The organism is Candidatus Thiothrix phosphatis (assembly GCF_035668035.1).
GTDB lineage: Bacteria > Pseudomonadota > Gammaproteobacteria > Thiotrichales > Thiotrichaceae > Thiothrix > Thiothrix phosphatis.
Genome location: NZ_JAYMYJ010000106.1, coordinates 1 through 12485, shown reverse-complemented (window position 1 = coordinate 12485; position 12485 = coordinate 1). Strand labels below are relative to the sequence as shown.

General features: G+C 58.5%; 12 protein-coding genes. 9 read left to right on the top strand and 3 right to left on the bottom strand.

Annotated features, from left to right (window positions below):
• Positions 1-10 precede the first annotated feature (10 nt).
• The 3 genes from ahcY (at position 11) to metF (ending at position 3852) form a co-directional block, all read left to right on the top strand.
• Positions 11-1417: an adenosylhomocysteinase gene (gene ahcY / locus VSS37_RS10935; RefSeq protein ID WP_324695147.1), complete on the top strand. Its 1407-nt coding sequence runs from the start codon at positions 11-13 to the stop codon at positions 1415-1417.
• A gap of 132 nt (positions 1418-1549) precedes the next feature.
• A complete protein-coding gene (locus tag VSS37_RS10930; RefSeq protein ID WP_324695145.1) occupies positions 1550-2977 on the top strand; it encodes a class I SAM-dependent methyltransferase in 1428 nt (475 codons plus the stop codon).
• A 2-nt stretch (positions 2978-2979) separates the two neighbouring features.
• Positions 2980-3852 carry a methylenetetrahydrofolate reductase [NAD(P)H] gene (metF, locus tag VSS37_RS10925; protein WP_324695144.1) on the top strand — a complete coding sequence of 291 codons (873 nt, stop codon included), beginning with the start codon at positions 2980-2982 and terminating at the stop codon, positions 3850-3852.
• Between the two features lie 62 nt (positions 3853-3914).
• On the opposite strand, the gene VSS37_RS10920 is transcribed toward metF, so the two are convergent.
• From VSS37_RS10920 to VSS37_RS10910, 3 genes are all read right to left on the bottom strand, one after another.
• Positions 3915-4142, bottom strand: a complete 228-nt coding sequence (locus VSS37_RS10920; RefSeq protein WP_324695142.1) for a toxin-antitoxin system HicB family antitoxin — start codon at positions 4140-4142, stop codon at positions 3915-3917.
• Positions 4133-4564, bottom strand: coding sequence for a putative toxin-antitoxin system toxin component, PIN family (locus tag VSS37_RS10915; protein WP_324695140.1), 432 nt, complete (start codon positions 4562-4564; stop codon positions 4133-4135). The genes VSS37_RS10920 and VSS37_RS10915 overlap by 10 nt, the downstream gene beginning before the upstream one ends.
• A gap of 117 nt (positions 4565-4681) precedes the next feature.
• On the bottom strand, positions 4682-5521 hold the full coding sequence (locus VSS37_RS10910; RefSeq protein WP_324695139.1) for a M90 family metallopeptidase: 840 nt from the start codon (positions 5519-5521) through the stop codon (positions 4682-4684).
• A gap of 178 nt (positions 5522-5699) precedes the next feature.
• Here VSS37_RS10910 and VSS37_RS10905 point away from each other — a divergent pair, with 178 nt between their 5' ends.
• The 6 genes from VSS37_RS10905 to VSS37_RS10880 form a co-directional block, all read left to right on the top strand.
• Positions 5700-6092: a cupin domain-containing protein gene (locus VSS37_RS10905; RefSeq protein ID WP_324695138.1), complete on the top strand. Its 393-nt coding sequence runs from the start codon at positions 5700-5702 to the stop codon at positions 6090-6092.
• A gap of 250 nt (positions 6093-6342) precedes the next feature.
• Entirely contained in the window at positions 6343-7743 is a 1401-nt protein-coding gene (locus VSS37_RS10900) for an OmpP1/FadL family transporter (protein WP_324695136.1), read from the top strand.
• A 12-nt stretch (positions 7744-7755) separates the two neighbouring features.
• Positions 7756-9774: a lipase gene (locus VSS37_RS10895; protein WP_324695135.1), complete on the top strand. Its 2019-nt coding sequence runs from the start codon at positions 7756-7758 to the stop codon at positions 9772-9774.
• Between the two features lie 157 nt (positions 9775-9931).
• Complete coding sequence (locus VSS37_RS10890) at positions 9932-10234, top strand: TusE/DsrC/DsvC family sulfur relay protein (protein WP_324695133.1); 303 nt, start codon at positions 9932-9934, stop codon at positions 10232-10234.
• 112 nt (positions 10235-10346) lie between these two features.
• Positions 10347-11903, top strand: coding sequence for a type I restriction-modification system subunit M (locus VSS37_RS10885; RefSeq protein ID WP_324695131.1), 1557 nt, complete (start codon positions 10347-10349; stop codon positions 11901-11903).
• A gap of 55 nt (positions 11904-11958) precedes the next feature.
• Positions 11959-12485: Uma2 family endonuclease (locus VSS37_RS10880; protein ID WP_324695129.1), on the top strand; the 527-nt coding region annotated here is incomplete at its 3' end.

The following is a 12485-nucleotide window of genomic DNA, read 5'->3' as shown; positions in this document are numbered from 1 at the left end:
GACTTACAATATGGCTACTTTTAACGACTACGTTGTCGCCGACCTTGCTTTGTCTGATTGGGGCCGCAAGGAAATCAAGATCGCCGAGCATGAAATGCCAGGGCTGATGGCTATCCGTGAGGAATTCGCCGCCTCCAGGCCGTTGGCAGGCGCGCGCATTGCCGGTTCCCTGCACATGACCATCCAGACCGCGGTGCTGATTGAAACCCTGCAAGCGCTGGGCGCTGATGTGCGCTGGGCTTCCTGCAATATCTTCTCCACCCAGGATCATGCCGCTGCCGCCATCGCCGCCGCCGGTACGCCAGTCTTTGCATTCAAAGGCGAATCACTGGCCGAGTACTGGGAATACACCCACAAAATCTTCGAGTGGCCAAACGGTCAGCAAGCCAACATGATCCTGGATGATGGCGGCGACGCAACCCTGCTGCTGCACCTGGGCGCGCGGGCGGAAAAAAATCCTTCCCTGGTCGCCAACCCGACTTCCGAAGAGGAAACCTATTTGTACGCCGCCATCCGCAACCGCCTGGAAACCAGCCCCAACTGGTACAGCGCCCGTCTGGCGGAAGTGCGTGGCGTCACCGAAGAAACCACTACCGGCGTACACCGCCTGTACCAGATGCATGCGCGTGGCGAGCTGAAATTCCCGGCCATCAACGTCAACGATTCCGTCACCAAATCCAAATTCGACAACCTGTACGGCTGCCGCGAGTCCCTGGTTGACGGCATCAAGCGCGCCACCGACGTGATGGTTGCAGGCAAGATCGCCGTGGTGTGCGGCTACGGCGACGTCGGCAAAGGTTCCGCCCAGGCCCTGCGCGCCTTGTCCGCCCAGGTATGGGTGACGGAAATCGACCCGATCTGCGCCCTGCAAGCGGCGATGGAAGGCTACCGCGTCGTGACCATGGATTACGCTGCGGATAAAGCTGACATCTTCGTCACCGCGACTGGCAACTACCACGTCATCACCCATGACCACATGGCGAAGATGAAAAATGAATCCATCGTCTGCAACATCGGCCATTTCGACAATGAAATCGATGTCGCCTCGCTGGAAAAATACCAGTGGGAAGAAATCAAGCCGCAGGTCGACCACATCATCTTCCCGGATGGCAAGCGCATCACCCTGCTGGCCAAAGGCCGCCTGGTGAACCTCGGTTGTGCGACTGGGCATCCGTCTTACGTCATGTCCTCCTCCTTCGCCAACCAGACCATCGCGCAGATTGAACTGTGGACTAAACGTGACAGCGGCGAATACCCGATCAACGTCTACACCCTGCCGAAACATCTGGATGAGAAGGTCGCCCGTTTGCAGTTGAGGAAACTGAACGCGCAACTGACCACCCTGACCGAGTTCCAGGCGCAGTACATCGACGTTGCGGTGGAAGGGCCTTACAAGGCGGATCATTACCGCTATTAGGAAATCCCGAAGAAACCCCACCCCAACCCTCCCCTTATCAGGGGAGGGAGTAAGAGGGTAATGGCACCTTCCTGTTCCTCCCCTGACAAGGGGAGGTTAGGAGGGGTTTCTTTCTCAGAGGGCCAAATCCATATGCAAAATGAGCGGGTCGTCTGGTACGGGCCACGCCCTGCAACCACCGAGGCCTGTGCCGTGTGTGGCAATACGCAGCACAACCATCTGGTGTTGCAGGTCGCCCACTGGGTCAAGGAAATGGGCATGATGGAAGCGGCCCTGTGCGGGGCATGCGGCAGCGCGTGGTTCCCTGACATGGAACGCTTTCTGGTGCCATACCCTGACCAGAACATCATTTTGCAAGACCCTGATTTCCCCTACTACATTTACCATTACCTGGAAATGGTGGGCGGGCTGGACTGGAAAGTGGGCCTGCTGGAGCGCTTGCCGTTCGCCGGTTTCCGCTCAGTGCTGGAAATTGGCTGCAATGCCGGGGTTGCGCTGGACTATTGCCGTACTTTGTGGGATGCGCAAACCGTTATCGGACTGGAGCCATCCGCTTATGGCGTGATGGGGCAAAAACTGCTGGAAATCCCCATCCATGCCCATTACCTGAAAGATGCGCCAGTGGTGCAAAGCCAGCAGTTCGATTGCATCTATGCGACGGAAGTGTTGGAACATGTGCCGCAACCGTTGGCGTTTTTGCAGGAGTTGCGCGCACGGCTGAATCCGGGCGGCGTGCTGCTACTGACCACGCCACGCGCCGGGGCTTTGGAACCACAAACGCCACCGGGGGAACTGCTCGCGGCCTTGTCGCCGGGAGCGCATTATTTCCTGCTGTCGCCGGAAAAGCTGGCGGATCTGGCGCAACAAGCCGGGTTTGGCTGGAGCCACATTGAACCGTTTGGCATGACGCAATTGGCGGTCTTGTCCCATGCGCCGGTGGAACTGGCCCCGTGGTTCGATGCGAAAGCGCGGGTGCGGGAATACTACCGGCGCAAAACGCAGGCTGAGGCTCAGGACGCGCGCGTGCAACTGGGGCATTGGATCAACTACCATACCCATACGGCGCAGGCGGGCATGGCGGTTGAAGACGCTGCGGGGCAGGCCATCGAAAGCGGTCTGCGGCAATTGTTCGGCATTGGCCTGGATCAGCCGCAGGCCTTGTGTGACCGGGTTTTGGCGGCGGATTCGCTGGTGGGCGTCGGCAAGGCGATGCCCTATAACTTGCCGTTTTACCTGTACTGGCGGGCGCGGCAGTTGCCGGAATCAGACCCGAGGGTATGGCGGTATTTGCAGCTGGCAGAAATATGCGCCTTGCAAGGTTTGCGGGCGGACTTCCAGAACCTGTTTGTCTATCACGCCTTGGTGTTGCAAATTGGGCAAGCCCTGGCGGCTTTGCCGGTTTCCCAGCCTGATCATGCCTGGACATTGCTTGTCCGGCAGATCAGGCAGGCGATTCCCGAATTGCAGACGCAGGAACCTGCACCGCCTGTTGTTTCCAGTGTATGGAGTCAGATGAAATCCCAACTGAAGCGGGCGGGTGCCCGCTGGATGAGAGTTTAGTTATGAATGATGCACACGAACATGAGCACGAACAACGTGACGACCTGATTTTCAGCTTCGAATTTTTCCCGCCCAAGACTGAGAAGGGCGCGGAAAACCTGCGGGCGGTGCGCACGCAACTGGCGGAACTGAAGCCGCGTTTCTTTTCCGTCACCTATGGCGCGGGCGGTTCCACGCAAACCAATACGCTGAATACGGTGCTGGAAATCCAGCGCGATTCCGGCATCGAGGCGGCGCCGCACCTGTCCTGCGTCGGCTCCAGTGAAGAGCAAATCCGTGAAATCCTGCAAACCTACCAAGGCAACGGCATCCGGCACATCGTCGCCCTGCGCGGCGACCTGCCCTCCGGCACGCGCGACATCGGCGAATTCCGTTACGCCAACGAACTGGTGGAATTCATCCGCCAGGAAACCGGCGACCATTTCAACATCGAAGTGGCGGCCTACCCGGAGATGCACCCGCAGGCACCGAACCTGAAATCCGACATCGACAACTTTGTGCGCAAGGTCAAGGCGGGCGCCAACAGCGCCATCACGCAGTATTTCTACAATGCGGACGCCTATTGGCACTTTGTTGACGCCTGCACCGCCAGGGGCGTGGACATCCCGATCGTGCCCGGCATTATGCCGATCACCAACTACACCCAACTGGCGCGGTTTTCCGACATGTGCGGGGCGGAAATCCCGCGCTGGCTGCGCAAGCAACTGGAAACCTACGGCGACAATGCCGAAGCGATCACCGATTTCGGCACGGAATTCGTCACGTTGCTGTGCGAAAACCTGCTGGAAACCGGCGCGCCAGGCTTGCATTTCTACACCATGAACCGGGTTGAGCCGAGCATGGGCATCTGGCGCAACCTGGGCTTGTCGGACTAAGCGCTGCCGTGATCAGCGGCCAGCCGATGCGGCTGGCCGTTTTCTGTTGCATATCCGGATTCTCAGGCGGAATCCCCAAAATGGTTTTGCAGTTTCTTTAGCAATTCCAACCCTCGTTGTTTATTGCCACGGCTGGCCAGCGCTTTGAAACGGTTTTCCGCGTCAAATTCAGTTAACGCCATGATGGTGAACTCTTCGTACAGCTTGTTGATGCTGATGTTGCGGGAAGCCGCTAGGTTTTTGACCCGTTGGTGGGTATCTTCCGGCAGCCTGACTGTGATTACGCCCATAACGCCTCCTTGATAAATTCCTGGGGAGTCACGACTCTCAGGTTGTCGAAAAGCAGTTCCCCGTTTTTGAAATCACGCACATTGGTGGTGATGATGTATTTGGCTCCACCCGCGATAGCGAGTTCAATCAGGTGGTTGTCACCTTCGTCTTGCAGGTTGGGTCGCCAGCCGAAATAAATCCTGCACCATTGGCAACTGGAGAAGAAAGCGGCCAGAAAATCCATGCGCTCATCGCTGTTGAACGGGCATTTCTGCATGAGATCTTCGCGGCTGATCACGTCCAGATATTCGTTGAACAGGGCATCGCCCATCAAGGGAGTAAGCTTGTCTTGCAAGGCAAGCCCTATCGTCTGCCGGGCAGCGGCATCCTCTTTTCCCAACAGGGCTGCGACCATGACGTTGGTATCAATGATGACGTTCAAGCAGGTTACTCGCGCTGGTCTTGATGGTTCAATGCTAGCATATACGCTAGCATTGAGGAAGCTGCGCTTGTAGCTCGGCCAGTTCGGCGTCGCGGCGGTGGTAGCCGGTTTCCTGGATCAGCTTGGCGGCTGCGCTGTCGGTCGCCATTCCGCCGGGTTGATGCGGTAATAACGCTGCAATTCGGCAAACAGCGCGGGGTGCTGTTCCGCCAGTTGTTGCGGCTGTTCGAAGAAATGTTCGGTGGCGACGGCGAAAAACTCGGCGGGATTGGTCGCACCATAGTAATTCAGCAGGGTTTCCTCGCCCTGGACGGCGGCTTGTTGCAAGGCGGCGAACTCCCCACCCAGCACTTCCGCCCAGCGTTGGTAGCGCGCCGCGCTGCTGAGGAGGGACGCGCCATTGGTGGCCCCGTCCTCGTAGTCCAGTTGATGGGCGAATTCATGCAGGGCGACATTGGCGCCGTCGGTGAAATCGCGGTTGCCGCGCATGACATCCGCCCACGATAGGATCACCTTGCCATTGCTCCACGACTCGCCGGACAGGCCGCGCCAGCGGGTGCTGACCAGTCCGGCCGCATCGCTGCTCTCGGCGGTGACGCGGAAGCCGTCAGGGTAGACCAGGATGTAGCGCAGGCCGGGGTAAACGCCGGTGTTGCGGTTGAGGATCAGCAGGCAGGCGTCGGCGGCGATGGTCACGCGGATTTCGTCGGTGATTTCCAGGCCGTTGCAGCCGGTGAAATGCTTTTGGTGCAGAAATTGCTGGATGCGCTGTTCCAACTGGCGTTGCAGGCTGGTGGGCATCCGCTGGTAGACGGGCAGGTTGCGGAGCACGATTTCCCGCCACGCCGCCGGAAACGGCGCATCCACCGCCTTGCGCAAACGGTGATGCGGCCACGCAAAGGCGGCGATGGCGGCCACTGTCAGCAACAGCAGCAGTAACCAGGAAGATTCAGGCATGGTGTTGTCCTGTGACGGCGGTTTGGGCGCGCCTTGTTCCCCTATAGTTCGTGCTGCCACCGCCGTTTTCAAGGGGGCGCATTCTCCCGGCTGCGGCGGCGGAATTTAGGCGGTGGTTGGGCGGCGGGCTATACTGGCCGCCTGGGTAGTAAATGTGACATAGGCAGGAGGTATTGCCGTGAATCTGGAGCAGGATATTGTGACGGTAAGACCCGCAGAAACCGTCGATACCGTTCAGCAGTTGCCAAACTATGTCGGTATTTCGGGGAAAACCGCCGGATCAAGCGGAATTTCCATGAATATCGTGATCATTCCGCCCTCCGCGAAGGCAGAGCCGCACTATCATGACGGTTTTGAGACGGCGATTTATCTGCTGAAGGGCAGGGTGCAGACTTTTTATGGGGAAAATCTTTCCAAGTCGATCATCAACCAGCAGGGGGATTTTATTTTTATCCCCGATGGCGTGCCTCACCAGCCCGTGAACTTGAGCAGCACGGAGGAGGCGATTGCGCTGGTGTCGCGTAATGATCCCAATGAACAGGAAAGCGTGCGGGTTTACACGTTCGGGTAAGGCTGTGGGCGTTTCGTTCGGGCTTGTGCTGGGCAGGGTGGGCAGCTTTACTGGTCAAATTGCCCACCACCATTGGCCTGCTGCTGATTTCGGTCGTGATGATGGTGCGCCAGAGTGGTTGAAAACCGCCCAATTCGGGACAGCCCGATGTTTTTCGTAATCAAATAAGGCATTTGTTCCGTTAATCCTGCTAAATTAACAGAACTGTAACCGAGAAAAATATGTGTCATCGAATAGGAGGAGGAGCGTCATGAAAACATCATGCAGGATATGGGTGGGAAGCGCGTTTTTTTGCTGCGCCAGTTCGCCGTTGTATGCGGCGGGGTTTGGTTTGGTTGAGAGTTCGGCTTCCGGCATGGGCAACGCGTTTGCGGGGGCGGCCGCCAGCGCGGAAGATGCGTCGACCATCTGGTTCAATCCCGCCGGGATGTCGGAGCTGAAGGATACGAAGCAAGTGTCCGCCGCCGTTCACTTCATTATGCCGCAGGCCAACTTCACCAATGTGGCGTCGCGGGTCAACCCGGCATTGACCGGCGGGAATGTCGCCGCTGCCGAAACCGCGTTGGGCGGCGTCAATGGCAGTACGGACAAGAGCGCCGTTGTGCCCAATTTCTATGCGGTATACCCGATCAATGAGCGCACCAAGGCGGGCTTGGGGATCAATGCGCCGTTTGGCCTGGAAACCAATTACGATGACGGCTGGTATGGCCGCTACCATGCGCTCAAGTCCGATATGAAGACGGTCAATATCAATCCGGCGGTTTCCTACGAGGTCAATGACAAGCTGTCGGTGGGCGGCGGCGTCAGCGCCCAATACATTGATGTCACCCTCAGCAGTGCGATTGATTCGGCGGCGACTTGCCGCAGCATCGCCAGCGCCGCCAATAGTGGTGCATTGCTGACCCAGTGCTTGACGGCGTTGCCGAAGGTGGGCAACGCGGCCACCGACAGCAAGGCGACCATCAAGGGGGATGATTGGTCGTTCAACTACAATGCCGGTGTTTTGTACAAGCCGACCGACAAGACCAAGCTTGGCCTCAGTTACCGTTCCAAGATTAAGCACAATCTGGAGGGTACGGCGGATTACACCGTCAATCCCGCCCTCCAGCCGATCCTGACGGCGACTGGCGTCACCCGCTTCAACGATGCGCCCGCTGCTGCGGAGGCGGATTTGCCCGCGATCGTGTCCCTGTCGGTTGCCCACAAATTGAATGACAAGGTGGAGGTGCTGGGGGATGTCACCCGCACCCAATGGAGCAGCTTCAAACGCCTGCGGGTGACCAACGCTGACACTGGCGCGGTCATTTCCGATGTGGATGAAAGTTGGAAGGATGCCAACCGTTATTCCCTTGGGTTGAATTACCAGCGTAACGAGCGCCTGAAGCTGCGCACCGGCGTGGCGCTGGATGAGTCGCCGGTGCCGGACGCCTTGCACCGCACAGCGCGCATCCCGGACAGCGACCGCACCTGGGTTTCCGCTGGCGCCAATTACAAGCTGAAGAAAAACCTGAGTGTCGACGTGGGCTACAGCCACCTGTTTGTGGATGACACCCCGATCGACAATATTGACAGCGCGACGGGCTATGCTTTGCGCGGCCTGTATGACAGCGATGTGGATGTTGTCAGCGCCCAGCTCAATTGGTCATTCTAGGAGGAGGCTTGTATGAAACTGCGTCACTTGCAGGCGAGCGTCCTGCTTGCGTTGGGGTTGTTGGGGCTCAACGGCTGTAATGATTCCAACGACTATGATTTTAATGCGTCGACGGATACCACGGCGACGGGGGCCGGTTCGGCGGTGGCGCGGTTTGACCTTGTGTCGGGTGCCATTCCGCAGACCAACGACCTGTTTCTGGCTGGCTCCAAGGATGGCACGCTGAACATCCCGACCACCAGCATCACCAATACCGGCCAGTTGGCGTTGGCCACCGCCCTGAACACGCTGGACGGTTTTGGCCTGAGCGCGCCGATCACCGCTGCTTTTGGCAATAGCCTGAATACGGCCTCCCTACAGGTTGGTTCCAGCATTCATGTCTATGAAGTGACCAAGGACGCCGCCACCCAGGCAATTACTGGCGTGGTGCGCGAACTGGGCGCTGCCGACCTGTTGGCGGCTGCGACGGGCGACAACAAGGATACGCTGGTGTTGCTGCCGCTGAAGCCGTTGAAGGAAAGCACCAGTTATTTGGTGGTGTTGACCAACGCCATCAAGGGTGCGGATGGCAAGGCGGCCAGCAGTGATTCCGCCTACTTGCTGGCGAAAAGCGCCACCGCCTTGAGCGGCGAGTACGCGGCGTTGGAGCCGGTGCGCCAACTGGTGAACAACCAGGAAACGGTGGCGGCCAGCCAGGGCGTCAGCGCTGCGGGCATTGTGTTGAGCTGGAGTTTCACCACCTTATCCGTCACGCCGGAACTGGACGCGATCAGGAACCAGGCGGCGGCGGGCGCGATGCAGATGTCGCCAACCATTGGTTCCACCAAAGCGGTTCTGCCAGCGCTGGCGGGCAAGGCGGACGTGCACATCGGCACCCTGCAAACGCCGTATTACCTGAGCGCGCCCAGTGCGGCCAACCCGACCGCACCGCTGACCCGTTTCTGGACTGGGGCGGGCGGCTCTTTCCTGACCCGTTACAACCCTGCGCCAGTGGCGACTTCCACCCAGACCATTCCGGTGCTGATGACCGTGCCCAATGCAACGTCAGTGGTTGGGGCCACGCCGCCGGATGGCGGTTGGCCGGTGGTGATTTTCCAGCATGGCATTTCCCGTAACCGTGAAGACTTGCTGGCGCTGGCGGATACGTTGGCGGATGCGGGTTTCGTCGGCATCGCCATCGATTTGCCGCTGCACGGCGTGACCAATGCGGCAGACCCCCTGAATGCGGCCAACACGGCGTTTCCCGATGACGCTGAACGCACGTTCAACCTGGATGTGCAAAATGCCACAACGGGTGCTGATGGCGCTGACGGGGTGGTTGACAGTTCCGGCAGCCATTTCATCAACCTTTCCAGCTTGCTGACCTCGCGCGACAATATCCGGCAGGGGATTGCTGACCTGTTGGTGCTGCGGCGGAGTTTGGGGAATATCAGCGCGGTGCCATTGAATACGGCGCAGGTGGGTTTCATCGGGCATTCCCTCGGCGGCATTGTCGGCACGGGCTATCTGGCGGCGGAAACAACCCCGACGCCTGCGTCGCTGGTGACAACCGGCGGCGGGATTGCGCGCCTGTTGGATGGTTCGCCGACATTTGGCCCAGTTATCCAAGCTGGCCTGGGCAGTGCCGGGTTGGTGCCGGGTTCCGCCGATTACGCCACGTTCATGGCGGTGGCGCAAACCATGGTGGATGCGGCTGATCCGGTGGTGTTGGGGGCAAAGGCCGCCGCCAACCAGCCGCTGCACATGGTTGAAGTGCTGAACGACCAAGTCATTCCCAACCGGGTGGCGGGCGCGCCCTTATCCGGCACTGAGCCGCTGATCGGGGTCATGAAACTGGCCAGCATCACCGCCACCACGCCAGGGGTGGATGGCGTCGTCCGCCTCAATGCAGGTGTGCATGGCTCCATCCTGGACCCAACGGTCAGCCCGGCGGCGACGGTGGAAATCCAGACCGAACTGGCGGCTTTCCAGCGCGCGCGGGGAACCGCCATTACCGTGCAGAACGGTTCGCTCATTAGCGGCGCACCTTGATAAAAACGCAGGCCGGGGTGGTCTTTAGGGTTGCCCCGGCCATGGCATCTGCGCCATAGCTGCGAGGCTTATGGCCAATGTGAATATTGACACTGCTCCTCATTTATCATTTCATTGCAATACCTGATTAAATTACTAGGCAATTTGAGGAGATTGAATGATGAGTATCGAATTACCCCCCCGTGATGGCGATGGCTACCTGTTGAGCATGGACGACTGGACGCCTGAAATTGGCCGCGCCATGGCTGAAGTTGACGGCATTGAGCTGACGGATGACAAGTGGGATCAGATCCTGAAAGCGCGCGAATATTACGATGACCAGGCGGTTGTGCCGCCGATCCGCAAGTTTTCCAAATACCTTGGCAGGGATCAGAAAGAAATGTTCGCCATGTGGAAAACCGGCCCAATGAAACCCATCACCAAGTACGGTGGCCTGCCCAAGCCGACCGGCTGCGTATAGTGGCTGCGGGCGCGGGGTCAGGCGTACTGCCCCGCGCGCTTTATAGCGTTAAATGGGCATGGTGGCGTCACTTTGGTGTATCTTTTGGGTTTATGGACGAAGGGCGCACCAAATGGCGGCGACAGCCAAGCAGCAAGCATCAAAAGGTTTTGAAGAATCCCTGTGGGACACCGCCAACAAACTGCGCGGCACGGTCGAGTCTTCCGAATACAAGCACGTTATCCTCAGCCTGATTTTCCTGAAATTCGCCAGTGACAAATTCGCCGATCGTGAACAGGAACTGATCGACGAAGGCAAGGAAGCCTACCTCGACATGGTGGAGTTCTACACCATGAAAAACGTGTTCTACCTGCCGGAACAAGCCCGCTGGCTTTACATCCAGACTTACGCCAAACAGCCGGACATTGCCCTCAAGGTCGACACGGCGCTGGCAACGCTGGAAAAGCACAACAAGGCGTTGCGCGGCGCATTGCCGGACAACTACTTTTCCCGCCTCGGCCTTGACCCCAGCAAGCTGGCGGCACTCATTGACACCATCAGCAATATCGACACCACCCACGACAAAGAAAACGATGTGGTCGGGCGGGTGTATGAATACTTCCTCGGCAAGTTTGCGGCGGCGGAGGGCAAACTGGGCGGCGAGTTCTACACACCCAAGTGTGTGGTCAACCTGATTGCGGAAATGATCGAGCCGTACAAGGGCAAGATTTACGACCCGTGCTGCGGCTCGGGCGGCATGTTCGTGCAGTCGGTCAAGTTCGTGCAAAGTCACCACGGCAACCAAAAAGACATTTCCATTTATGGGCAGGAAAACACTGGCACCACCTACAAGCTGGCGAAAATGAACCTCGCCATCCGGGGCATTGCCGGGAATCTGGGCGATGTGCCTGCTGACACCTTTTTCAAGGATCAGCACCCTGACCTGAAAGCCGATTTCATCATGGCTAACCCGCCTTTCAACCTGAAGGACTGGCGTGGCGCGGATGAGCTGACCCGTGATCCGCGCTGGGCGGGCTACGAAGCGCCGCCGACCGGCAACGCCAACTATGCGTGGATTCTGCACATGATTGCCAAGCTCTCTGCCAATGGCGTGGCGGGGTTTGTCATGGCCAACGGCTCCATGTCCACCAACACCAACTCGGAAGGTGAAATCCGCCGGAAGATTATCGAAAACGATCTGGTCGACTGCATGATTGCGTTACCGGGGCAGCTCTTTTACACCACGCAGATTCCGGTGTGTTTGTGGTTCCTGACCCAATCCAAGCAGGCGGACAGCAGCCGCGATTTCCGCAACCGGCAGGGTGAAACGCTGTTCATCGACGCCCGCAACCTGGGTTCGATGGTTGACCGCACCCACAAGGAACTGACCAGCGACGACATCGCCGCCATTGCCCGCACCTATCACGCGTGGCGCGGCGAAAAGAAAGACGGCAGTTATGAAGATAGGGCCGGATTCTGCAAGGCCGCCACGCTGGATGACATCAAGGCCAATGACTACGTGCTGACACCGGGGCGCTATGTGGGCGCTGCTGAAATCGAAGACGACGGCATCGCCTTTGAAACCAAGATGGAGGCATTGACGCGCACGCTTTACCAACAGATGCAGGCAGCGGAACGCCTGGATGCGGTGATCCGCCAGAATCTGGCGGTGTTGGGCTACGGGGAATAAGCAACGGTGTTTGTGCTATGTTTGGAGCTGGCGCAACCACGCGGAGAAACGGAAAATGAGTGCAGCAGAACAGATACAGGCACGGTACACCTACGCCGATTACGCAAAATGGCCGGAAGGTGAGCATTGGGAACTGGTTGACGGCGTGGCGTATGCAATGGCGGCGCCGTCACGGCAACATCAGGAAGTGGTGTTGGAATTAGGCTCACAGATTTTGCAACATCTGCGTGGCAAACCTTGCCGCCCCTATGTCGCACCGTTTGATGTCCGCCTGCCACGCCAACAGGAAGCCGACGACAAGGTGGACACCACCGTCCAGCCCGACATTACGGTGGTTTGTGACCGCAGCAAGCTGGATGACAAAGGCTGTCGCGGTGCGCCGGACTGGATTGTCGAGGTCGTTTCACCTTCCTCCGCACTCATGGACATGGAAAAAAAGCGCAAGCTCTACGAACGGCACGGGGTCAAAGAATACTGGATTGTTCACCCGACTGACCGCTGGCTGATGGTGTACACCTTGGGCGAAGATGATAAATACGGGCAATTCCAACTGGTTGGGCTGGATGAGCCTGCAACGGTTGG

What these genes read in the sequence shown, in the direction of transcription:
- ahcY (WP_324695147.1), top strand. Translation starts at nt 11, where the DNA reads ATGGCTACTTTTAACGACTACGTTGTCGCCGACCTTGCTTTGTCTGAT.
- VSS37_RS10930 (WP_324695145.1), top strand. Translation starts at nt 1,550, where the DNA reads ATGCAAAATGAGCGGGTCGTCTGGTACGGGCCACGCCCTGCAACCACC.
- metF (WP_324695144.1), top strand. Translation starts at nt 2,980, where the DNA reads ATGAATGATGCACACGAACATGAGCACGAACAACGTGACGACCTGATT.
- VSS37_RS10920 (WP_324695142.1), bottom strand. Translation starts at nt 4,142, where the DNA reads ATGGGCGTAATCACAGTCAGGCTGCCGGAAGATACCCACCAACGGGTC.
- VSS37_RS10910 (WP_324695139.1), bottom strand. Translation starts at nt 5,521, where the DNA reads ATGCCTGAATCTTCCTGGTTACTGCTGCTGTTGCTGACAGTGGCCGCC.
- VSS37_RS10900 (WP_324695136.1), top strand. Translation starts at nt 6,343, where the DNA reads ATGAAAACATCATGCAGGATATGGGTGGGAAGCGCGTTTTTTTGCTGC.
- VSS37_RS10895 (WP_324695135.1), top strand. Translation starts at nt 7,756, where the DNA reads ATGAAACTGCGTCACTTGCAGGCGAGCGTCCTGCTTGCGTTGGGGTTG.
- VSS37_RS10890 (WP_324695133.1), top strand. Translation starts at nt 9,932, where the DNA reads ATGATGAGTATCGAATTACCCCCCCGTGATGGCGATGGCTACCTGTTG.
- VSS37_RS10885 (WP_324695131.1), top strand. Translation starts at nt 10,347, where the DNA reads ATGGCGGCGACAGCCAAGCAGCAAGCATCAAAAGGTTTTGAAGAATCC.